The following is a 21,514-nucleotide window of genomic DNA, read 5'->3' on the forward strand; positions in this document are numbered from 1 at the left end:
TGAGAGTGGTTCAGGTCTTACTGATGCGGTGCGTACCAGCTGGCCAGCCCGTCTTGCAGTTTCTTGCCCAATGCCTCGGGGCTTTCGGTGCCCTTGATGGCTGCAACGGATGCACCCCAGGTCTCGTTTTCGAGGTTTGGCGTGCCACGTGACAGGATCTGATAGGTCGAACGGATGGTGCTCTCGCACTCATCCCGCCATCCGACGATTTCCTTGGCAAGGGGATCTTCCAGTTCAACCGGAGTATTGGACAAAGGGAAGAAACCGGGAACCGCATTGCCGAAGATACTGGCGAATTCCGGGCTTGCGACCCAGGCCAGGAACGTGCGGGCAGCCTCCTGGTTTTCACTGGCAGCGTTCAGACCGATGCCGATATCTGTATGGTCGGAGATATAGCAGGTGTCACTGGCATTTTGGACCGGCGGCTTGAAGGCGCCCATCTCAAAATCTGCCTGCGTGTTGAAACCTGCAATCTCCCAGCTGCCCGCCGGGTAAATTGCAGCGCGGCCCAAAGTGAACAGGTTCTGGCTGTCGGGATAGGTCTGCGCCTCATATCCGTCACCCAGATAATCGGCCCATTTCGCCAAAGTGGCAAAGGGCGCGACCCACTGAGGGTCGGTCAGTTTCTGCTCGCCCCGGATCAATGCCAGACGGCCTTCTTCACCTTTCCAGTAGTTCGGGCCGATATTGTTATAGCCCATCGTTGCGGCTTCCCACTGGTCATTGGTGCCCATTGCCATCGGAATATAGGTGCCGTCTTCCTTGATCTTGTCCAACACTTCAAAGAATTCTGCCTCGGTGGTCGGAACCTCCAGACCCAGTTCGTTGAACGCATCCTTGTTGTAGATGAAACCGTGGATCACCGATGCCATCGGAACACAAAAACTGGCCGACCCATCGTCAGTCTGCCACGCCGATTTGGCTACGTCCGAGAAATTGTCCATCGCATCCAGATCGGACAGGTCGGTCAGATGGCCCGCTTCGTACAGCGCCAGAGAAGCATCGAACGGGCGGCAGGTGATCAGATCACCGGCGGATCCGGCTTCCAGTTTGGAGTTCAGAACCGCGTTGTACTCCGCCGGGGCCGAAGGCGAGAAAACAACTTTGATACCTGGATTGGCCGCCTCGAATGCAGGGATGATCTTTTCCTGCCAGAGAGCGAGATCATCGTTGCGCCAGCTTTCGATCGTCAGCGTGGCGTCTTGCGCATAGGCGCTTGTGACCAGCGCCGTGCTCATCAGAGCCAGGCTCAGAACTTTGCGTTTCATTTGGTTTCTCCCAGGTTGCTATGTTCGTTATCTTCATTCAGCCGGTTCATCGCATGACGCAGACGGCCATTCGTTTCAGCCAGTCGCTTTTGTGCATCCTCTGCCGATACGGCACCTGCGGCGACAAGTGCCGCGCATTTCAGGTTCCCATTCGCGGCCCTCAGGGCATCATCAGCACGTTCAGGTGATACGCCGGTAAGCTGGCACACGATTCCGTTGGCGCGTGCGCGCAGTTTGTCATTGTCCGCCCGCAGATTGATCATCATGCCGTCCTGAATATGCCCAAGCTCGATGGCCATCAGCGTCGACAACGTGTTGAGGGCTATTTTCTGCGCAGTGCCCGCCCCCATCCGGGTTGAGCCAGAGATCAATTCCGGAGGGGTCGCAAGCAGAACCGCATGGTCCGCCAATTGCAACAATTGCGAGCCCGCGTTGTTTGCAATCCCGATCACGGGCGTCCCCCGGTCGCGCGCCAGTTTTGCGGCAGCGACGGTATAAGGTGTGGTGCCGCTGGCCGAGACCGCGATGAGCGTATCGTTGGCAACCATATCCGACACCTCTTGCGCCAGCCCATCAACAGCGTCCTCTACATCCCCCGGCATGTCTGCCGTGGTCGGCATTCCACCCGCCATATGAATGCGGATCTGCTGCGACGGGATGGAAAAGGTTCCGCCAAGCTCCAGCGCGTCCGAGGCCGCCATGAGGCCGGAAGACCCCGCCGCAAGATACCGAAGCTTGCTGCCCGACCGGATCGTCTGGGCCATGGCGGTCGCCCCGCTACAAATCGGACCAAGCGCATCAAGCACTGCCGTTGCCGCTGACACCTGCGACCGCGCCAGCAGGCCGGCCACTTCGGCCAGCGGACGGGTATCAAGCCCATGCGCATCCTGATGCAATTGCTCTGTTGCAGGCGTAATCAAGTGATTCTCCCCCAAGAACTCTCGATATCATACCTTTTAAATACCATTAGTCTACCATTTATTTTTTTCTATAATTTTGGCCAAAATAGCATGAAATTCGCCGCTTTGGTCACAATTAGGACTTCAAAACACGCAAAAGGTATTATAAAGGTCTGTATATGGTAAAGTCATCAAAACCCATGCTCCTGGCCGCCGACGGAGGTGGAACGCGCTGCCGCGTCGCCGCTTTTGTTGATGGCAAGACACACAGGGTCGAAGTCGGCGCGGCAAACGTGTCCACGGATTTCGAGGCCGCCTGCATCGAGCTGCGGCGCGGTCTGGAAGCTCTGGCCGTTCAGACGGGCCGTTCGCCCGAGGAACTTGCGCAAGCGCCCGCCTATCTGGGCCTGGCCGGGATAACAGGTGACGCGATTGCCCGGAAACTTGCGACGGCATTGCCATTTCGGTACGTCCGGATCGAAGATGATCGCGCAGCAGCTTTGCGCGGCGCATTGGGGGCCAGGGACGGGTTTGTCGCACATTGCGGTACCGGTTCTTTTGTCGCAATGCAAAGGGGTGGCACGATGAAATTTGCCGGCGGATGGGGCCCTGTTCTGGGCGATCAGGCTTCCGCGCAATGGGTTGGCAAACGGGCGCTGGCGAAGACGCTGGAGCAAACGGACGGCACGACCGGCCCTTCGGCATTGGCGCAGGATCTGCTGTCTCGATTTGGCGATGCCGCAGGAATTGTACGGGCCGCCGCTGACATGACGCCATCGGACTTTGGCGCCCTTGCCCCGCTTGTGACCGAGCTTTCCAATCGCGGGGACGACTTGGCCAGATCCATCCTGCAGGACGGTGCGGGCTATCTGATCGAGGTGATGAAGAAAATGGGCTGGAATGTTGACCTGCCCGTTTGTCTGACCGGCGGAATTGGCCCTCTTTACGCGCCGTACCTGCCCGCGGACATGCAATCTGCTCTGGTCGAGCCCGCAGGCGATCCACTGTCCGGCGCACTTGCATTGGCACAGGCGTATCTGGAGGAAATCGAACATGAACATAGCTGATTTCCTGCGGCCCGAAGGATGGTTGGGGCACAGCTCGGGCCCGCGCTATGTACAGCTCCGTCAACGCCTTGAACAAGGGATCAAGGACGGCATCCTGCCTCCCAACAGCTCGCTGCCCCCTGAAAGAGAAATCGCCGAGATCACCGACCTGTCCCGTGTGACCGTGCGCAAGGCCATTCATGAACTGGTGCGCAAAGGTGCAATCGAGCAACGGCAGGGGTCTGGGTCCTTTGTTCGCGAACCCGTAGCGAAGGTTGAACAATCGCTGTCCCATCTGACATCGTTCACCGAAGACATGGAGCGGCGCGGGCTCAAGACGACCTCGACATGGCTGGAGCGCGGGATTTTCCTGCCATCCCCGGAAGAAATGATGGCATTGGGCTTGTCGGCAAATGAACAGGTCGCGCGTATCTACCGCCTGCGAGAGGCAGGAGGACGCCCGATGGCGTTGGAAAAAGCGGCCCTTCCGCTCGATATCCTGCCGAACCCCACCGAAGTGACGGGGTCGCTTTACTCTGTTCTTGAACAATCTGGTCTGCGACCGGTGCGCGCGATCCAGAAAATCTCGGCCATCAACCTCGAACCGCCCGAGGCAGAGCTTCTGGATGTTGCGGAAGGTACGGCCGGGCTTCGGATTCAACGCACTTCATATCTGCAAAGCGGGCGGGTCGCTGAATTGACCCGCTCGATCTACCGCGGTGACGCCTATGACTTTGTGGCCGAGCTGCGCCTGTCAAATTGAAAGCCTGGGAAAATGCCTGACACAACCACTCAGATGCGGCGCGAGATCGATGAGATTCCCGACGCCGTAGACCGCCTTCTGACCGAAGGTGCAGATTTGATCGCGCAAACCGCCGACGAGATCCGGGCCCGCGACCCGCGGTTCCTGATCTCGGTGGCGCGCGGATCCTCGGATCATGCGTGCAGTTTTCTGAAATACGCCTCGGAACTGTTGCTTGGTTTGCCGATGGCTTCGGTCGGACCGTCGGTGAAATCCATCTACGGGGTCGACATGCGTTGCGAGGATGCAATCTGCATCTCAGTCTCACAATCCGGTCAGAGCCCGGATATCGTGCAGCTCACGCAGTCGCTCACATCCGGCGGGGCTTACTCGGTCGCGATCACGAACAACCCTGCCTCTGCCCTGGCCGAGGCGGCTGCGGCAACACTGCCCATTCACGCGGGCCCCGAACTGAGCGTGGCGGCGACAAAGACATTCGTGACGTCTCTGGTCGCCGGGCTGTGGCTGATTGCGCAGGTGAAGCGCGATGATCACCTGCTACGCGCAATCCATGGGCTGCCGGACAGTTTGTCGACCGCAATCGCCTGCGACTGGAGCGCCGGGGCGGACGCGGTGGACGGTCGGTCTTTGTTTACCTTGGGTCGGGGCCTGTCTTTGGCAATCTCCAACGAAGCCGCGTTGAAATTCAAGGAAACCTGCCAGATCCACGCAGAAAGCTATTCGGCGGCCGAGGTTCTGCACGGCCCGGTTTCCATCGTGGATCAGGGCTTTCCCGTGCTTGCCCTGTCGTCCGGGGATGCAGCAGAGGACAATCTGGCCGAAGTTGCGGACGCACTGGCGTCCAAAGGCGCTGTGGTTTTCGCCACAACCGGCCGTGTGAAACACGCCACAGAACTGCCCCATGTCCGGACGTCGCATTGGATGACGGACCCGATACCGACAATCGCTGCGTTTTATGGAATGGTGGAAAAGGTGGCCACACAACGCGGGATCGACCCGGACACACCACGCCATCTGAAAAAAGTGACGGAAACGGTATGACCAGCTCTACTGTTACTTTTGCGGGCGGCCCGATCTTCGATGGCACTGAATTGCGTGAAGGACACGCCGCACGGTTCAGAAACGGCGTGCTGGATGCGTTGCTACCTGAGGCCCAGATCACACAGGATGACCAGATCGAGGATCTGCATGGCGACATCCTCAGCCCCGGCTATGCGGACTTGCAGGTCAACGGCGGCGGGGGCGTGATGTTCAACGACGATCCATCGGTTCACACGCTGACCCAAATCGCCAGCGCTCATCGCGCGCTGGGTGCCACTCGCATCCTGCCAACCCTGATCACGGACACGGCCGAGAAAACCCGGGCCGCGATTGATGCCGCCATCAAGGCCGTTCAGACGGGTGTTTCGGGCATTGCGGGCCTGCATCTGGAAGGTCCGCACCTGTCTGTGCGACGCAAGGGTGCACATGATGCCGCCCTGATCCGCCCGATGCAGCAAACCGATCTGGAGATTCTGATCGACGCTGCAAAACACCTGCCTGCATTGATGGTCACGCTGGCGCCCGAAAGCACAACTCTGCAACAGGTTGAAGCATTGAAGCGCGCGGGGGTCATCGTTTCTCTGGGGCATACGGACGCGCCTTTTGAAACCTGCCTGGCGTTTTCAAGGGCCGGGGCGCAGTGCGCAACGCATCTGTTCAATGCAATGAGCCAGCTTGGCAGCCGTGAACCGGGACTGGTCGGCGCGGCTCTATCCTGCGGGTCGTTATCGGCGGGCTTGATCGCGGATGGCATCCACGTTCATCCCGATACGATGCGGATTGCCTGGGCCGCCAAACGCGGACCAGGGCGGATTTTCCTTGTCAGCGATGCGATGGCAGTCGCCGGAACGTCACTGAGCAAGTTTCAGTTGGAAGGACGCCGCATCCGGCGGGAAAACGGCAGGCTGACTTTGGAGGATGGCACTCTGGCCGGGGCAGACTTGTGCCTGACAAAGGCGGTGCGGGTTCTGACGGAACAAGCAGAGATCCCCGTTCAGGATGCACTCGCCGCAGCGACAAGCGTTCCGCTTGGGATGATTTCCGGTAAAAGCACAGGACTGAAACCTGACCTGTCGCAGATGATACGGATTGCCCCGGATCTGTCCGGGGTCAGACCGGTGCAACCCTGACCCAATCCTCGTTGATCCGACCGGCTGCGCAGCGCGCGCGATGCCAATGCTGCATGCGTTTGTTGGCGGCCGAATTCTGATTTTTCAAATCTTCACGAATAGAGCTGTCAACTTTTTGCGGGTGGCCCACACCGATCCTTCGGCGCATATTTCAGGCATATGACATTTTTCAGGAGCATGCATGACCGCCAAGTATTATTCTCCACACGGTGGGCACCCTGGTCAGGAGCAATTGCTGACTGACCGCGCCGTATTTACTGACGCTTATGCAGTGATCCCAAAGGGAACGATGCGGGATATCGTGACCAGTTTTCTGCCGTTTTGGGACGACACCCGCTTATGGGTGATATCACGCCCGCTAAGCGGCTTTGCTGAAACCTTTTCGCAATACATCATGGAGGTTCAGCCCGGCGGTGGCTCTGACCGGCCCGAGACCGACCCCGAAGCCGAAGGCGTATTGTTCGTGGTCGAAGGCACAGCGACCTTGACGGCCGACGGCACGACCCATGAGCTGACGCCCGGCGGCTATGCCTACCTGCCTGCTGAATGCAACTGGACCTTACGAAACCGAGGCGGTGAGACCCTGCGCTTCCATTGGATTCGAAAGGCTTATGAAGCGGTGGAAGGGCTTGACCGCCCGGACGTTCTGGTTCTCAACGAAAATGAGATCACGCCGACGCCGATGCCCGGAACCGACGGCAAATGGGCCACGACGCGCTTTGTCGATCCAAGTGACCTGCGGCACGATATGCACGTGACCGTGGTGACTTTCGAGCCCGGCGCCGTCATTCCTTTCCTTGAAACACATGTGATGGAACATGGTCTGTATGTTCTTGAGGGAAAGGCCGTCTACAGGCTGAACAATGATTGGGTAGAGGTCGAGGCCGGCGATTACATGTGGTTGCGCGCGTTCTGCCCGCAGGCCTGCTATGCAGGCGGGCCGGGTAAGTTCCGTTACCTGCTGTACAAAGACGTGAACCGTCATATGGCATTGCGGCCGGGGCCAGCAGCTTATCCGCAGCACCGGCGTCTCAGGACAGCGGCGCAGAAATAGTCCCGCCGATGGCCAGAGTTAACTGACGCGCCGCCTCGATGACGGGGCGGCTTAGGCGTGCGATTTCGGCTTCGCTGACGCGGCTTGTCGGTCCGGATACCGAAATCCCGGCTACAGCCTCTCGGTTGATGTCGAAGACCGGCGCAGCGATACATCGCATACCCATATTTTTTTCTTCGTTGTCTATCGAGAAGCCCTGTGCCCTGACCATGGCAAGATCTTCTTTCAGCGCGGCCGGGCTGGTAATCGACCGGTCCGTGAAGGCCCGCAGTTCCGTCTTGGCCAACAGCCGGTCCAGCCGATCTTCATCCATATATGCCAACAAAGCTTTCCCGATGCCCGATGCGTGCATCGGAGACAGCGTGCCCGGAGGGAAAAACGCCCGGATGCTGGCATGGGTTTCCACCTGGCTCAGGAACAACACCATTCCTTCTTTCTCGACCCCAAGGTTTGCGGTCTCGCCGGTGGCCTCCATCAGCTTTCGCATCACGGGTCGGGCCCGGTCCACAAGGCTGGTGCGACGCAGGAAGCGCGAGCCGATTACGAACGCGCGAGGACCGATGTGCCAGACCTGCTCGTCATGATCGAACTCGACAAGTCCCCTGCCCTCAAGCGTAACGAGAATTCGGTAAACCGTGGCGGGCGACTGGCCCATTTCGTCGGACAGCGCGGTTAACGCCTTGCCCTGCGCTTCACTCAAATACTCAAAAACTTCCATCGCACGGTCGAGAGATTTGATCGTGTTTTGCGCTGTCTTGTCGTCCCATCCCCGTGGTCTTCCACGGGCTTTTCTGCGGACTTCGCGAGTATTGTCTTGAGAATCCATAAAAACCCTTTGATCATTCGTGAAAGACTAATTCATCATATGAAAAATATAAGACACTGACAATTATAAATTAAATTCAAAACGTGGTGTTTCGAAAGTCTTTTTCAAAAATATATCGGGCAGAGCGGCTAGAACTTATTGTGTGGTCAACGACGGAAGGAGACCACCCATGAGCTTTCAAAATCCCGTTTTCATTCCGGGCCCGACCAATATCCCCGAAAGCCTTCGCAAGGCTTGCGACATGCCCACGATCGATCACCGTTCGCCGCTGTTCGGGCAGATTCTGCACCCAGCACGCGCGGGTGTGCAAAAAATTCTGAAAAGCAACAGCGCCGAAATCTTCATCTTCCCGTCGACCGGAACAGGAGGCTGGGAGACCGCGCTGACCAACACCCTGTCGGCCGGTGACAAGGTTCTGGCGGCACGCAACGGCATGTTCAGCCATCGCTGGATCGATATGTGCCAGCGCCACGGTCTGAACGTCGAGATCGTCGAAACCCCTTGGGGCGAAGGTTTGCCAGCCGATCGTTACGAAGAGATCCTGACCGCCGACACAAGCCACGAAATCAAGGCTGTTCTTGCCACGCATAACGAAACGGCGACCGGTGTGAAATCGGATATTGCCGCTGTACGCAAGGCTCTGAATGCTGCCGGGCACCCCGCAATGCTGTTCGTCGATGGTGTTTCATCGATCGGATCCATGGATTTCCGTTTTGACGAATGGGGTGTTGATGTGGCCGTCACGGGTTCGCAGAAAGGGTTCATGTTGCCTGCGGGCCTTGCCATCGTCGGGTTCAGCCAGCGGGCAATGGACGCGACCAGCACAGGGACCCTGCCCCGCACCTTCTTTGACGTGCACGACATGGCGAAAGGCTATGCCAACAGCGCATACCCCTACACACCTGCGGTTGGCTTGATGAACGGCCTCAATCAGGCTTGTGACATGCTGCTGGGTGAAGGTTTGGAAAACGTCTTTGCCCGGCATAACCGTATTGCTGAAGGTGTTCGCGCGGCAGTAGGCGCCTGGGGACTGGACCTGTGCGCGGCGAACCCTTCGGTATATTCTGACACCGTCAGCGCGATCCGTACGCCAAACGGTCTCAACGCCACCGATATTGTCACGCACGCGGCCGAAAAATACGGCGTTGCCTTCGGTGTCGGCCTTGGCGAAGTCGCGGGCAAGGTATTCCGCATCGGGCATCTGGGAAGCCTGACGGATGTCATGGCCCTGTCCGGGATTGCCACTGCTGAAATGTGCATGGTCGACCTGGGCCTGAACATCCAGTTGGGCTCGGGCGTGGCGGCTGCGCAGGAATATTATCGCGGTCATTCGGGCGCCGTTCAAAAGGACGCCGCATGATGAAGGACTGCAACATGTATATCCCGACCTACGAGGACGTGCTGGCGGCACATGATCGGATTGAACCTTTCATCCGCCGCACACCGATACGTACTTCGGACTTTCTGAACGAGCTGAGCGGTGCACAGCTGTTCTTCAAATGTGAAAACTTTCAGGAACCGGGCGCCTTCAAGGTTCGCGGCGCTGCAAACGCCGTGTTTGGCCTTGATGACGATCAGGCCAAGAAAGGCGTTGCAACCCATTCTTCGGGCAACCACGCCTCGTGCCTGTCCTATGCGGCAATGAAGCGGGGCATACCGTGCAACGTCGTCATGCCACGCACAGCGCCACAGGCCAAGAAAGACACGGTGCGGCGCTATGGTGGGAAGATCACGGAATGTGAGCCCTCCACCTCGTCGCGCGAAGCAACCTTTGCCGAGGTTCAGGCGGCCACGGGCGGCGATTTCGTCCATCCCTACAACGATCCGCGGGTGATTGCCGGGCAAGGCACCTGTTCGCGCGAGTTCATCGAGCAGACCGACGGTCTGGATGCAGTTGTCGCACCTATCGGCGGCGGTGGCATGGTGTCCGGCACCTGTCTGACACTATCGACGCTCGCCCCGGAAACCGCGATCATCGCGGCGGAACCGGAACAGGCCGACGATGCCTATCGCAGCTTCAAAGCCGGCCACATCATCGCGGATGACGCACCCAAGACGATTGCCGACGGGCTGCTGGTTCCACTGAAAGAGCTGACCTGGCATTTCGTGTCGAACCATGTCTCTGAAATCTACACGGCCTCAGAGCAAGAGATCATCGATGCGATGAAGCTGACGTGGAAACACCTTCGGATCGTGATGGAGCCATCTTCGGCCGTTCCGCTGGCCACGATCCTGAAGAACCCGGACGCATTCAAAGGCAAGCGTGTCGGCCTGATCATAACCGGGGGCAATGTCGATCTGGACAGGCTGCCCTGGCTGAACGCGTGACATCAATCCCGACATAGGAATACGGAAATGAAAGATATGACCAATCTCGACGAATTCGAAGTAGGCTTTGACATTCCGGCCAAGCCCGGAATGGACGAAGCAGATATCCAGACCCCCTCTCTTGTGCTCGATCTCGACGCGCTTGAACGCAACATCAAGAAGATGGGCGACTATGCCAAGGCGCACGGCATGCGCCACCGCGTGCATGGAAAAATGCACAAATCGGTAGACGTGGCCAAGTTGCAGGAGAAGATCGGAGGCGCTGTTGGCGTCTGCTGCCAGAAAGTTTCAGAGGCCGAAGTGTTCGTGCGCGGCGGTATCAAGGACGTTCTGGTCTCGAACCAGGTGCGTGACCCCGCCAAGATCGACCGTCTTGCCAGCCTGCCAAAGTTGGGCAGCCGCATCATCGTCTGCGTCGATGATCTGGACAATGTCGCGGATCTTTCAGGCGCGGCGGTGGATCACGGAACACAGTTGGAGGTCTTCGTTGAAATCGACTGCGGCGCTGGCCGGTGCGGTGTGACGACAACACCTGACGTGATCGAAATCGCCAAGGCCGTCGAAGCAGCCGAGAACCTGAAATTCACCGGCATTCAGGCCTATCAGGGCGCAATGCAGCACCTCGACAGCTATGAGGCGCGCAAGGAAAAGCTCGACACCGCAATTGCGATGGTAAAGGACGCGGTTAAAGGCCTCAAAGCCGAAGGCATCGAATGCGAATTGGTCTCGGGCGGCGGCACCGGCTCATATTACTTCGAATCCAACTCGGGCGTGTACAACGAACTGCAATGCGGGTCCTACGCCTTCATGGACGCCGATTATGGCCGGATCCTGGACAAGGACGGCAACCGGATCGATCAAGGCGAGTGGGAAAACGCATTCTTCATCCTGACCAGCGTCATGAGCCACGCCAAGGCGGACAAGGCGATCGTCGATGCGGGCCTCAAGGCGCAATCGGTGGACAGCGGCCTGCCCGTTATCTTCGGCCGAGATGATGTCGAGTACATCAAATGTTCAGACGAACACGGCGTCGTCAGGGACCCGAACGGCGTGCTGAAGGTCAACGACAAGCTCAGGCTGGTTCCGGGGCACTGCGACCCAACCGCAAATGTACATGATTGGTATGTCGGCGTTCGCAACGGCAAGGTCGAGACCGTCTGGCCCGTATCCGCCCGCGGACGCGCTTATTGATCCGAACTTGCTCTGTTTGGGAGGGCTGGCTCGGAAGCAGCCAGACAGCCGCCCGCGTGTATGCTCTCCTTCCGGCAGTGGCACGCGGGCGCACGAATGTTTGATTGGAGAATGAAATGCTGATCGTACCCGAGCGTGAGATCGCTGACCTTATGACCCGACAAGCGGCTTTTGACGCGGTCGAACAGGTCTTTGCCGCAATGGCGTCCGGCGACGCCTACAACTTCCCTGTCGTGCGTGAAGCCATCGGGCACGAAGATGCACTATACGGCTTCAAAGGGGGGTTTGACCGCGCCGGCCTGACGCTGGGACTGAAGGCGGGCGGCTATTGGCCGAACAATCTGGAAAAACGCGGGCTGATCAACCACCAGTCCACCGTTTTTCTTTTCGACCCCGACACGGGCAAGCCATCTGCGATGGTCGGCGGCAACCTTCTCACGGCCCTTCGAACGGCGGCAGCATCATCGGTATCGATCAAGCATCTCGCACGCAGGGACGCCAAGGTCATAGGCATGATAGGCGCTGGCCACCAGGCAGCCTTTCAGCTTCGCGCGGCACTGGAGCAGCGCGCCTTTGAAAAGGTCATTGGCTGGAACTACCACCCTGAAATGCTGCCGAATATCGAGAAGGTCGCCAATGAAGCCGGCGTTCCGTTCCAGGCGGTCGAGCTTGACGAAATGACTGAGGCGGATGTGATCATTTCGATCACTTCGGCCTTTGCGCCATCGCTGATGGCGAACCATGTCAGCGCCGGAGCTCATATCGCCTGCATGGGCACGGACACTAAAGGAAAACAGGAAGTCGAAGCCGCCCTTCTGGCCAAGGCAAGCGTGTTCACGGACGAAGTCGCGCAATCCGTCAGCATCGGTGAAGCGCAGCACGCGGTGGCCGAAGGCCTGATCCAAGAAAGCGATGTGGCGCAGCTTGGCGCGGTCATCAACGGCACCGATCCGGGCCGGATATCGGACAATCAGATCACGCTGTTCGATGGCACGGGGGTTGGCCTTCAAGATCTTGCGGTCGCTGCGTCCGTGGTTGACCTCGCCGTTCGGAAAGGGATCGCGATCGAGGTCGATTTCTGAAGCCAGACGGCGACACCTTGTTGGGCATTGTCTCGGCGGTCCTTTTGGGCAGAGAGCTTTTGACAGCAGATCTCCATTAAATGGTGACCAAAAAATGAAACGCGGCGCGCCAAGGCGCGCCGCTTCATGTTTTTTCCAGGAAGATCAGTGTATCAGGCCGAACGCATCAGACGTGGTCGTCTTGCTCGATGGACCCAAGACCATGTCCGGCCATGCCGCCCGAGACCTCTTCCGTCGCTTCGTCGGAAAGTTCTTCGGGAAGCACCAGATTCAATACAATGGCGATGACGGCGGCGGGCAGGATTCCTGATGTCGCCAGAACCTTCAATGTGCCGGGCAAGTATTGCAACGCGTTGGGTTCCAGCTGCAAACCCAGCCCAAGGCTCAGGGCGATTGCAAAAATCACCATGTTGCGCCGGTTCCAGTTCACGTCCGACAGCATCGAGACCCCTGCGGCAACAACCATGCCGAACATCACGATCACGCCGCCGCCAAGAACCTCGATCGGAATGGACGAGATTATCGCCCCGATCTTGGGGATAAGCCCACAAACGATCAGGAAAACCGCGCCGATGGTCACGACCATGCGGCTCATGACTCCGGTCATGGCAATCAACCCGACATTCTGGCTGAACGACGTGTTGGGCAGCGCCCCAAACAGGCCAGAGATCGCAGTACCAAGACCATCTGCATAGGTCGCGCCCTGTATTTCCTTGTCGGTGGCTTCTCGGCCAGCGCCCCCTTTGGTGATACCGGATACGTCCCCAACGGTTTCAACGGCGGAAACAAAAGACATTGCACAGAAACCGATGATGGCCGCGACCGAGAATTCAAGACCAAAATGCAAGGGGTTCGGCAGAGCAAAGGATGCCGCGTTGCCGACGTTGCCCAGATTCACTTGGCCAAGCAGGAAGGCCACGGCGTATCCGACCAGCAGTCCGATCAGAACCGCCGACACCGACAACATGCCCCGGGCAAAGAATTTCAGGCCAAGCGTGACCACGATTACGGTTCCGGCCATGAACCAGTTCAGACCCGAGCCATATTCCTCGGTACCTATGGCGGGCACACCGCCGGCGGCATATTGGATGCCGACTTTGACAAGTGCCAGGCCGATCATGGTCACCACAAGGCCCGTAACCAGCGGCGGAAGAGCAAAGCGAATACGTCCAATGAACAACCCGAGGAATGCGTGGAACAATCCACCAACAACGATACCGCCCATCAGAACGGCAATGGCGTCGACGCCCTTTCCAACCACCAGCGGGATCATGATCGGGATGAAGGCAAACGAAGTCCCCTGCACGATGGGCAGCCGGGCACCGACCGGGCCTATGCCAACAGATTGAAACAACGTGGCGACGCCCGCGAAGAACATCGACATCTGGATCATGTAGATCATCTGCGGAAAATCGGGGCTGTTCGAGCCAAAGCCGAAACCGGCCGCGCCGCAAACGATAATGGCTGGCGTGACGTTGGACACGAACATCGCCAGCACATGCTGAATTCCAAGCGGCACCGCCTTCAACAGCGGCGGAGTATAATTCGGATCGCGGAGTTGTTCCGGCGATCCGATGGATGCATCTGACATTTGGTCTTTCCTCCCTTGAGGTTCGCAGCCGGCTCCTCTTCCGGCAACGCGCCTCATTCTGTGATTTCAATCGCCTCGTCGAACCAATGCTCTTCGAGGTTGGGCCCGGCTCCAATTCGGTCGACCACCGCAAAAAGTCCGGGCGCATGAAGCGGGGTCAGAACGCCATGCCAGGTATTGCGATGATAATTCACTCCCTGTCCGGGCGCTGTTTTGAAGGCGATGGGCCGCCCGGGTGTTCCGTTTTCATCCGGGGCCACAACCACGACAAATGGCTTGTCCGACAAAGGCAAAAAGGCTTGGCTGCCATCCGGATGGCGTTCAACCATTTCCAACTTGATCGGCAGGCTGAAGGCTTCGGACTGAAACACGCTGATACCCGCGCGCCCATCGTGGAAATCCAACACGGCCCGGTCGTGATAGCGGGCGCATTTACCCTGATTAATAAGCTTGTCCACCTGGCCAGCCGCTTCGATGACATCGCCGAAAGGTGCAAATGCCTCTGACGTCAAGGGGCGGAGTTTCAAGGCAGCCGTCATTGCGCGAACTTCTCGATCAGGCGCAATTCGGCAATGCGCTCGACCTGATGGCAGGCTTCGGCAAATTCGCTGTCGCGGTCATTGTCGATGCGACGGCGAAAGGCTTCCAGAATGCTGGCTTTGGTGTTGTCTTTGACGGCAATGATGAAAGGAAAGCCGAACTTGGTCGTGTAGGCTTCGTTCAACGCCGTGAACGTTGCGCGTTCTTCATCGGTCAGCATGTCCAGACCCGCACCGGCCTGTTCCGCGGTGCTTTCCTTGGTCAGGCGGCCGGCGGCGGCCAGCTTGCCCGCCAGGTCCGGGTGGGCTGTCAGTACGCCAAGGCGCTGCTCGGGCGAGGCGGAACGGAACACACGCGCCAGCGCGTTGTGGACACCAGCGGCATTGTCATGCGTCGGGCCCAGTTCCAGTTCATACGCACCTTCGGCAATCCACGGGCTATGCTCGAACACGCCGCCGAATTCCAACACGAAGGTTGGTCGATCCATTTCGGACGGGGTCAGCCGTTGCACCGGTGGGTGTTCCCTGGCCCAGTGGTCGGCAATCTGCTCGCGCGTTGCGAACCAGACACCGTCGTGGTTTCTGAAATAATCAAGTGCGCGTTTCAGCGCCATGGCGCGACCCGGGCGACCGATCAGACGGCAGTGCAAACCAATCGAGAGCATCTTGGGCGCGCCCGCCTCACCCTCGGCATAGAGCATGTCAAAGCTGTCTTTCAGATAGCTTTCGAATTGTTCCCCATTGGTGAACCCAGCCTGGATTGCAAAGCGCATATCGTTGCAGTCCAGTGTATAGGGCATGATCAGTTGATCCTTGCCCCCTGCCTTGATCCAGTATGGCAGATCGTCGGCGTAGCTGTCGGCGATATAGGCAAAGTCGCCTTCCCTGGCGGCCAGTTCGACCGTATTCACCGAACAGCGGCCGGTATACCAACCACGGGGCGGCTGACCTGTAACCTCTGTGTGCAGGCGGATTGCTTCGCGGATCTGGGAACGTTCTTCTTCTGCGCCCATGTCCTTGTGTTCAATCCACTTCAAACCGTGGCTGGCGATCTCCCAACTGGCATGCTTCATCGCCGCAACTTGAGCAGGTGCACGCGCCAAAGCAGTTGCAACACCGTAGACGGTAACAGGCAGATCCTGCAAAAGGCGATGCACGCGCCAGAACCCCGCGCGGCTGCCGTATTCATAGATCGATTCCATGTTCCAATGCCGTTGCCCCGGCCAAGGGGCGGCTCCGGTGATCTCGGACAGAAACGCTTCGGATGCGGCATCGCCGTGCAGAACGTTGTTTTCACCGCCCTCTTCGTAATTCAGCACGATCTGAATGGCGATTTTGGCGTCGTTCGGCCAGTTTGCTTTGGGAACTTGCCCACCGTAACCGGTCATGTCTCGTGGATAAGGCTTCACATCGGTTTCCTTCTTCTTGAATTGATCAATACCCCAGATAATCAAAGATGTTTTTCAAAAAATGCAGAAAGCAGCTTCCCACAGACTGCCTTTGCTCCTGGATGCGAAATCAGACTAGTAACTGTATAACTTGAGGAGTAGCGCAAATGACCGGTTACCTTACAACACATGTTCTGGATACGGCCCGGGGGTGCCCCGCCGAAGGATTGAAAATCGAACTGTTCCGCATTGAAGGTGCAGACCGCCAGTTGCTGAAAACTCTGGTCACCAATGACGACGGCCGGACCGACGAACAAATTCTGCCCGAAGCAGAGTTTTCAACAGGTGACTACGAACTTGTCTTCCATGCCGGGGATTACCTTGATGCCTGCGGCACACCACCTGAAAACCCGCGCTTTCTGAACGTCATCCCGATCCGGTTTGGAATGTCCGAACATTCGCATTACCACGTGCCTCTGCTGCTTTCGCCCTTCGGGTACTCGACCTATCGCGGCAGCTGAGCGACCTACCGGGCCTTATTTGCCGCCGCAATCGACGACCCGATGCGTTCGATTATGAATTCCATGAAAAGCCGCGTTTTGGGGTCCTGCATACGGCGGTGCGTAAACAGACATGCCATCTGAATCGGTTCTGGCGGCGTCTTTTCCGCCACCGGAACCAGTGTCCCGGCCTTGAGATGTTGAGCGATCTCAAAAATCGGCTTCAACGCGATACCATGTCCGCCAAGGGCCCAGTCTGTCAGCACGTCGCCATCGTCTGACTCGTAGCGCCCGGAAACCCGGAACCGTTTTGGCCCCGTATCGGTCCTCAAGAGCCATTGAAACTCGGTCGCGCCCGGGAACCGCAAATTGAGACATTCGTGCTCATCAGCGATCAACGCGTCCCCGCTTTCGGGCATCCCGCGCTTTTTGATGTATTTCGGGGATGCACAAAGCACTCTTTCGACATCCGCGATCTTGCGAATACGCAGGTTGCTGTCCTCTGGCTGACCAAGAAAAAATGCCAAGTCCAGACCTTCGGTTGTCAGATCTACCTTTCGGTCGGTAAGCCTTAACCGAACGTTCACCTCGGGGTACTCGGCAAGAAATTTCGGGACCTGCGGCGCAATCAACCGACGCCCGACCCCCAAAGGCGCCGCGACATAGAGTGACCCTTTCAGGTTTTCGGTAAGATTGACGATCTGGGCTTCGGCACTTTCGACTGCTTCTAGGATCTCTGCCGCGCCACGATAGAAAGATTTTCCCTGCTCGGTGGGGGTCAGGCTGCGTGTTGTGCGTTGGAACAAACGCACGCCAAGATGCTCTTCCAATTGCGATATACGCGCCGACGTGACGGCTGGCGAAACCCTCAGATCACGGCCCGCGGCGGACATGCTGCCCAATTCATAGACCCGGACAAAGGTTCTGATGTTATCAAGGTAGGACATTTTTTTGCATTTTTTGATACTGCTTGGTCTTTACCAGCAATACCAGAACAAAACACACTCGCATAGAGTAACCGGAAGCAAAGAATCTTAGGAGCAAAGCCATGTATGACTTGGCCGTAATGTGGGAGTGGATCGCCTTTTCCGTCCGCTGGTTGCATGTGATCACCGCGATGGCGTGGATTGGGGCGTCATTCTACTTTATCGCGCTGGACCTCATGCTCAAGCCGAACCCAGCCCTGCCGGACGGGGCCTACGGCGAAGAATGGGAAGTACATGGCGGCGGCTTCTACCACACCGTCAAATATCTGGTTGCGCCCTCACGCATGCCTGAGCACCTGACCTGGCACAAATGGCAGAGTTACACGACCTGGCTGTCAGGTGCGGCGTTGCTCATGATCATATACTGGGTCGGTGGCGAGTTGTTCCTGCTTGATCCAACCAAAGTGGACCTGGCGCTGTGGCAGGGGATTCTGATTTCTGGCGGATCGCTGACCATTGGTTGGCTGCTCTACGACCAGATGTGCAAATCCAAGCTGAGCGATCACCCGACCGTTCTGATGCTGCTGTTGTTCGTGATCCTGGTGATCATGTCCTGGGGTTACAACCAGATCTTCACCGGTCGTGCTGCGCTTTTGCATCTTGGCGCCTTCACTGCGACGATCATGACGGCCAACGTGTTCTTTCAGATCATGCCGAACCAACGGATCGTGGTCGAAGACCTCAAGGCCGGTCGGACACCTGATGCCAAATACGGCAAGATCGCCAAGGTACGATCCACGCACAACAACTATCTGACTTTGCCGGTCGTGTTCCTGATGTTGTCGAACCACTATCCGCTTGCTTTCGGCACCGAGTATTCCTGGATCATCGCCAGCCTGATCTTTCTGACGGGCGTCACCATCCGTCACTATTTCAACACGATGCACGCAACCGGGAAAGGCCCGCACTGGACCTGGGGCGTGACGGTTCTGCTAATGGTCGTGATCGCCTGGCTGTCGTCGGTGAGAAACACCGAGACATGGGAGGACGCCGAGGCGCGCGACCTGACGCCATACGAGCAGAAATATGCGTCCGCCGCGGGCTTCGAAGACGCCTATGACACGGTCTTGGGCAATTGCTCGATGTGCCACGCCCGCGAGCCGGTGTACGGCACCATGAAATGGGCCCCGAAGAAAGTTTACCTTGAGACACCCGGCGATGTCGCCCGACATGCTGACCAGATCTATCTGCAAGCCGGGATCAGCCACGCAATGCCGCCACCATCAGCAGTGCAAATGGATGAAGAGGCACGCCAAACCCTCATCGCATGGGTGCGTGAAGTCAGAAACAAATAGTCGCCTGCGTGCGAAACCATGACAGCGAACCGGGCCGTGATGCCCGGTTTTCTTTATGCGAAAAAGCGTTTGCTGTGTTGCGCGATATGTTCGACAAACAGGCGCACCTTGGGATCTTGCAGCTTTTTGTGCGGATAAAGACACCCGAAAATCGTTGGCAAGGGGGGCGTCTCGGGCAGGACCTCGACCAGCCGCCCATCCTCGAGAAACTCCCGCACGTCAAAGCGCGGCTTGTTGACGATCCCACGACCGGCCAAGGCCCAGCCCGTCAGCACATCACCATCATCCGCGTCGTATTTGCCGCCAACTTCAAGCTTTCGCGGCCCCATGTCAGTGCGGAGCGTCCAGTAGTATTCCGGAGACCTTGGATAGCGCAGCAACAGACAGTTGTGAGGCATGTGCAACAAATCATCCGGTGTTTTGGGCGTCCCAAACTGCGACAGGTAATCGGGCGAAGCGCACAGAACACGATCACAATCCACGAACTTCCGCAGTTTCATGGTTGAATCACCGGGCTCACCAATGAAAAAGGCGATGTCCAGACCGTCGGCCAGAATGTCCACCTTGCGATCAGACAAACGCATGCGAATCTCTGTTTCCGGGTAGCGGTCAGAGAATTCCGGCACCAGAGGCGCAACGATTCTGCGCCCGACACCCAAAGGCGCGGTGATGCGGATCGCCCCCCGAGGCGCGTCGGAAAAGCTGGCGACACGCGCTTCGGCGTGATCAAGCGCCAGCAGGACCGCCTTGGCTTCATCGTAGAAAACCGTCCCCACTTCGGTTGGTGTCATCGACCGGGTCGTTCTGTTGAACAGCCGTACACCCAAATGGTTTTCAAGCTCTTTCAACCGTTTGCTAGCCACCGCCGGGGTCAGCCGAAGATCACGCCCGCCAGAGGTGATGCTGCCCAGCTCCATCACTCGGACAAAAACACGCAGACTTTCGATGTAAGACATTGGAACCTCCCGGCAGCGAAAGAATGCGCCATAGCCCCACCTTTTTCAACGATCTGTTGAAAGTATTTGCCGTTTGCGGCGATTTTCCACCTCAATCTTTGCTCCTATGGTTCCACTGACCACCCTCCGGAAGGCAGGGGCAGAGGGAGAATTCCATGACGCATCGCACCCACATCCAATTTGTCCTCAATGGCAAGGATGTCTCCGTCCCAGACGTATCGGCAGGCCAGACACTTCTTGATTTCCTGCGCCTGGAACGTCGACTGACAGGAACGAAAGAGGGCTGTGCCGAAGGCGACTGCGGCGCGTGCACCGTGCTTGTCGGACGGCTTGGGCGCACGGGCCTGCGCTATGCTCCGGTCAATGCCTGCATCCGGTTTCTTGCCTCTGTCGACGGCTGTCATGTCGTGACGGTTGAACATTTGTCCGGACCTCAAGGCCGGCTGCACCCGGTGCAACAAGCCATGGTCGATCACCATGGCAGCCAGTGCGGGTTCTGCACACCGGGCTTCGTCATGGCCCTCTATGCGCTTTGGATGCAAACTCCGGAACCGACCGAGGTTCAGGTTGAAACCGCATTGCAGGGGAATCTGTGCCGCTGCACAGGGTATGAGCCGATCATCCGAGCGGCCATTGCCGTCAGCCGCTACGGCACCCCGGCATCTGATCATCTGAACATCGAACGCGAAACCATGACCGCGCGCCTGGCGGCCCTGAAGGACGGGCGGCGCGTGGTGTCCGGACCCAAGAACAACCTGAGCATTCTCCCGTCCAGCGTCGATGATCTTGCCGAATGCCTGCAAGCTTATCCAATCGCCACGATCGTGGCGGGGGCCACCGATGTTGGCCTTTGGGTCACCAAGTTCCTGCGCGACATTGGCCCCGCCATCTTCACCGGTCATCTCGAAGACCTGAAAACAGTCGAAAGACAGGGGTCTCTCCTCCTGATCGGTGCCGGCGCCAGCTACACCGATTGCCAGGACCTTCTGTCTGAACACCTGCCACACCTGTCCTCGTACTGGGATCGCATCGCAGGGTGGCAGGTGCGGAATATGGGAACCGTCGGCGGAAATATCGCCAATGGCTCTCCCATCGGGGACACGCCACCGGTTCTTATTGCGCTTGGCGCGGAAATCACTCTGCGGCGCGGTTCCGAACGCCGAACGCTGCCTCTGGCTGACTTCTTCATCGACTATGGCAAGCAGGACCGCCGGCCCGACGAATTTGTCGAAAGCATCCGCGTGCCCCTGCCCCGACCCAATGATCTGGACGCGGCTTACAAGATTTCCAAGCGCCGTGACGAGGATATTTCTTCCGTGGCCGCCGGACTGCACATGAGCGTCACAGACGGGATCATCAGCGATGTGCGCATTGCATTCGGGGGCATGGCCGCCACGCCTAAACGCGCATCGACAGCCGAGGCGGCGCTGAACGGCCAACCCTGGGCACGCGAAAGTTTCGAAGCCGCCGCTGAAGCGCTGGCCGAGGATTTCGCGCCTCTTACAGATTGGCGCGCATCGTCGGACTATCGGATGCTGACCGCCCAAAACCTGCTGCGCCGGTTCTTCCTTGAAAACGACGGCGAAACCGACACCCCAGTTCAACTGGCTTGTGCCTGATCAGGAGACGAC

General features: G+C 58.1%; 20 protein-coding genes. 12 read left to right on the forward strand and 8 right to left on the reverse strand.

Going from position 1 to position 21,514, the window contains the following annotated elements:
- Window positions 1–17 precede the first annotated feature (17 nt).
- Complete coding sequence (locus tag GOW31_RS10780; protein ID WP_171169951.1) at window positions 18–1,268, reverse strand: ABC transporter substrate-binding protein; 1,251 nt, start codon at window positions 1,266–1,268, stop codon at window positions 18–20.
- Complete coding sequence (locus GOW31_RS10785; RefSeq protein ID WP_171169953.1) at window positions 1,265–2,188, reverse strand: N-acetylmuramic acid 6-phosphate etherase; 924 nt, start codon at window positions 2,186–2,188, stop codon at window positions 1,265–1,267. The genes GOW31_RS10780 and GOW31_RS10785 overlap by 4 nt, the downstream gene beginning before the upstream one ends.
- 158 nt (window positions 2,189–2,346) lie before the next feature.
- Here GOW31_RS10785 and GOW31_RS10790 point away from each other — a divergent pair, with 158 nt between their 5' ends.
- From GOW31_RS10790 to GOW31_RS10810, 5 genes are all read left to right on the forward strand, one after another.
- On the forward strand, window positions 2,347–3,234 hold the full coding sequence (locus tag GOW31_RS10790; RefSeq protein WP_171169955.1) for a BadF/BadG/BcrA/BcrD ATPase family protein: 888 nt from the start codon (window positions 2,347–2,349) through the stop codon (window positions 3,232–3,234).
- On the forward strand, window positions 3,221–3,976 hold the full coding sequence (locus GOW31_RS10795) for a GntR family transcriptional regulator (RefSeq protein WP_171169957.1): 756 nt from the start codon (window positions 3,221–3,223) through the stop codon (window positions 3,974–3,976). The genes GOW31_RS10790 and GOW31_RS10795 overlap by 14 nt, the downstream gene beginning before the upstream one ends.
- Window positions 3,977–3,988: 12 nt before the next feature.
- Window positions 3,989–5,017, forward strand: coding sequence for an SIS domain-containing protein (locus GOW31_RS10800; protein ID WP_171169959.1), 1,029 nt, complete (start codon window positions 3,989–3,991; stop codon window positions 5,015–5,017).
- Window positions 5,014–6,147: an N-acetylglucosamine-6-phosphate deacetylase gene (gene nagA / locus GOW31_RS10805; RefSeq protein WP_171169962.1), complete on the forward strand. Its 1,134-nt coding sequence runs from the start codon at window positions 5,014–5,016 to the stop codon at window positions 6,145–6,147. The genes GOW31_RS10800 and nagA overlap by 4 nt, the downstream gene beginning before the upstream one ends.
- A gap of 181 nt (window positions 6,148–6,328) precedes the next feature.
- Window positions 6,329–7,201, forward strand: coding sequence for a bifunctional allantoicase/(S)-ureidoglycine aminohydrolase (locus GOW31_RS10810; protein WP_171169964.1), 873 nt, complete (start codon window positions 6,329–6,331; stop codon window positions 7,199–7,201).
- Here the strand turns inward: GOW31_RS10810 and bhcR are convergent.
- Entirely contained in the window at window positions 7,179–8,027 is an 849-nt protein-coding gene (gene bhcR / locus GOW31_RS10815) for an HTH-type transcriptional regulator BhcR (protein WP_171118060.1), read from the reverse strand. The genes GOW31_RS10810 and bhcR overlap by 23 nt on opposite strands.
- 169 nt (window positions 8,028–8,196) lie before the next feature.
- On the opposite strand from bhcR, the gene bhcA reads away from it, so the two are divergent.
- The 4 genes from bhcA (at window position 8,197) to bhcD (ending at window position 12,628) form a co-directional block, all read left to right on the forward strand.
- Window positions 8,197–9,387, forward strand: a complete 1,191-nt coding sequence (bhcA, locus tag GOW31_RS10820) for an L-aspartate--glyoxylate aminotransferase BhcA (RefSeq protein ID WP_171169967.1) — start codon at window positions 8,197–8,199, stop codon at window positions 9,385–9,387.
- Complete coding sequence (bhcB, locus tag GOW31_RS10825; protein ID WP_171169969.1) at window positions 9,387–10,355, forward strand: beta-hydroxyaspartate dehydratase BhcB; 969 nt, start codon at window positions 9,387–9,389, stop codon at window positions 10,353–10,355. The genes bhcA and bhcB overlap by 1 nt, the downstream gene beginning before the upstream one ends.
- 27 nt (window positions 10,356–10,382) lie before the next feature.
- On the forward strand, window positions 10,383–11,546 hold the full coding sequence (bhcC, locus tag GOW31_RS10830; protein WP_171169971.1) for a 3-hydroxy-D-aspartate aldolase BhcC: 1,164 nt from the start codon (window positions 10,383–10,385) through the stop codon (window positions 11,544–11,546).
- 116 nt (window positions 11,547–11,662) lie between these two features.
- On the forward strand, window positions 11,663–12,628 hold the full coding sequence (gene bhcD, locus GOW31_RS10835) for an iminosuccinate reductase BhcD (RefSeq protein WP_171169974.1): 966 nt from the start codon (window positions 11,663–11,665) through the stop codon (window positions 12,626–12,628).
- A 166-nt stretch (window positions 12,629–12,794) separates the two neighbouring features.
- Here bhcD and GOW31_RS10840 read toward each other — a convergent pair whose 3' ends face one another.
- The 3 genes from GOW31_RS10840 to puuE are packed head-to-tail and all read right to left on the reverse strand — an operon-like array spanning window position 12,795 to window position 16,167.
- A complete protein-coding gene (locus tag GOW31_RS10840; protein ID WP_171169976.1) occupies window positions 12,795–14,219 on the reverse strand; it encodes a uracil-xanthine permease family protein in 1,425 nt (474 codons plus the stop codon).
- Window positions 14,220–14,272: 53 nt separating this feature from the next.
- A complete protein-coding gene (locus GOW31_RS10845) occupies window positions 14,273–14,758 on the reverse strand; it encodes an ureidoglycolate lyase (RefSeq protein WP_171169978.1) in 486 nt (161 codons plus the stop codon).
- On the reverse strand, window positions 14,755–16,167 hold the full coding sequence (gene puuE / locus GOW31_RS10850; RefSeq protein WP_371813743.1) for an allantoinase PuuE: 1,413 nt from the start codon (window positions 16,165–16,167) through the stop codon (window positions 14,755–14,757). The genes GOW31_RS10845 and puuE overlap by 4 nt, the downstream gene beginning before the upstream one ends.
- A gap of 146 nt (window positions 16,168–16,313) precedes the next feature.
- Here puuE and uraH point away from each other — a divergent pair, with 146 nt between their 5' ends.
- Window positions 16,314–16,667 carry a hydroxyisourate hydrolase gene (gene uraH, locus GOW31_RS10855; protein ID WP_171118073.1) on the forward strand — a complete coding sequence of 118 codons (354 nt, stop codon included), beginning with the start codon at window positions 16,314–16,316 and terminating at the stop codon, window positions 16,665–16,667.
- 5 nt (window positions 16,668–16,672) lie between these two features.
- Here uraH and GOW31_RS10860 read toward each other — a convergent pair whose 3' ends face one another.
- On the reverse strand, window positions 16,673–17,593 hold the full coding sequence (locus GOW31_RS10860) for a LysR family transcriptional regulator (RefSeq protein ID WP_171169981.1): 921 nt from the start codon (window positions 17,591–17,593) through the stop codon (window positions 16,673–16,675).
- Between the two features lie 101 nt (window positions 17,594–17,694).
- Between GOW31_RS10860 and GOW31_RS10865 the strand changes: the two genes are divergently transcribed.
- Entirely contained in the window at window positions 17,695–18,927 is a 1,233-nt protein-coding gene (locus GOW31_RS10865) for a urate hydroxylase PuuD (protein WP_171169983.1), read from the forward strand.
- Window positions 18,928–18,980: 53 nt separating this feature from the next.
- Here GOW31_RS10865 and GOW31_RS10870 read toward each other — a convergent pair whose 3' ends face one another.
- Window positions 18,981–19,883: a LysR family transcriptional regulator gene (locus tag GOW31_RS10870; RefSeq protein WP_171169985.1), complete on the reverse strand. Its 903-nt coding sequence runs from the start codon at window positions 19,881–19,883 to the stop codon at window positions 18,981–18,983.
- Window positions 19,884–20,038: 155 nt separating this feature from the next.
- Here GOW31_RS10870 and xdhA point away from each other — a divergent pair, with 155 nt between their 5' ends.
- The gene (gene xdhA / locus GOW31_RS10875) at window positions 20,039–21,502 is read left to right on the forward strand and encodes a xanthine dehydrogenase small subunit (protein ID WP_171169987.1); all 1,464 of its coding nucleotides are present in this window, start codon (window positions 20,039–20,041) and stop codon (window positions 21,500–21,502) included.
- The last annotated feature ends 12 nt before the right edge of the window (window positions 21,503–21,514 follow it).

The sequence above is a fragment of the Ruegeria sp. HKCCA0370 genome (genome assembly GCF_013033705.1).
GTDB lineage: Bacteria > Pseudomonadota > Alphaproteobacteria > Rhodobacterales > Rhodobacteraceae > Ruegeria.

Coding starts and splice junctions, on each gene's coding strand:
- GOW31_RS10780 (WP_171169951.1), bottom strand. CDS start 1,268: ATGAAACGCAAAGTTCTGAGCCTGGCTCTGATGAGCACGGCGCTGGTC.
- GOW31_RS10790 (WP_171169955.1), top strand. CDS start 2,347: ATGGTAAAGTCATCAAAACCCATGCTCCTGGCCGCCGACGGAGGTGGA.
- GOW31_RS10795 (WP_171169957.1), top strand. CDS start 3,221: ATGAACATAGCTGATTTCCTGCGGCCCGAAGGATGGTTGGGGCACAGC.
- GOW31_RS10800 (WP_171169959.1), top strand. CDS start 3,989: ATGCCTGACACAACCACTCAGATGCGGCGCGAGATCGATGAGATTCCC.
- nagA (WP_171169962.1), top strand. CDS start 5,014: ATGACCAGCTCTACTGTTACTTTTGCGGGCGGCCCGATCTTCGATGGC.
- GOW31_RS10810 (WP_171169964.1), top strand. CDS start 6,329: ATGACCGCCAAGTATTATTCTCCACACGGTGGGCACCCTGGTCAGGAG.
- bhcR (WP_171118060.1), bottom strand. CDS start 8,027: ATGGATTCTCAAGACAATACTCGCGAAGTCCGCAGAAAAGCCCGTGGA.
- bhcA (WP_171169967.1), top strand. CDS start 8,197: ATGAGCTTTCAAAATCCCGTTTTCATTCCGGGCCCGACCAATATCCCC.
- bhcB (WP_171169969.1), top strand. CDS start 9,387: ATGAAGGACTGCAACATGTATATCCCGACCTACGAGGACGTGCTGGCG.
- bhcC (WP_171169971.1), top strand. CDS start 10,383: ATGAAAGATATGACCAATCTCGACGAATTCGAAGTAGGCTTTGACATT.
- bhcD (WP_171169974.1), top strand. CDS start 11,663: ATGCTGATCGTACCCGAGCGTGAGATCGCTGACCTTATGACCCGACAA.
- GOW31_RS10840 (WP_171169976.1), bottom strand. CDS start 14,219: ATGTCAGATGCATCCATCGGATCGCCGGAACAACTCCGCGATCCGAAT.
- GOW31_RS10845 (WP_171169978.1), bottom strand. CDS start 14,758: ATGACGGCTGCCTTGAAACTCCGCCCCTTGACGTCAGAGGCATTTGCA.
- uraH (WP_171118073.1), top strand. CDS start 16,314: ATGACCGGTTACCTTACAACACATGTTCTGGATACGGCCCGGGGGTGC.
- GOW31_RS10860 (WP_171169981.1), bottom strand. CDS start 17,593: ATGTCCTACCTTGATAACATCAGAACCTTTGTCCGGGTCTATGAATTG.
- GOW31_RS10865 (WP_171169983.1), top strand. CDS start 17,695: ATGTATGACTTGGCCGTAATGTGGGAGTGGATCGCCTTTTCCGTCCGC.
- GOW31_RS10870 (WP_171169985.1), bottom strand. CDS start 19,883: ATGTCTTACATCGAAAGTCTGCGTGTTTTTGTCCGAGTGATGGAGCTG.
- xdhA (WP_171169987.1), top strand. CDS start 20,039: ATGACGCATCGCACCCACATCCAATTTGTCCTCAATGGCAAGGATGTC.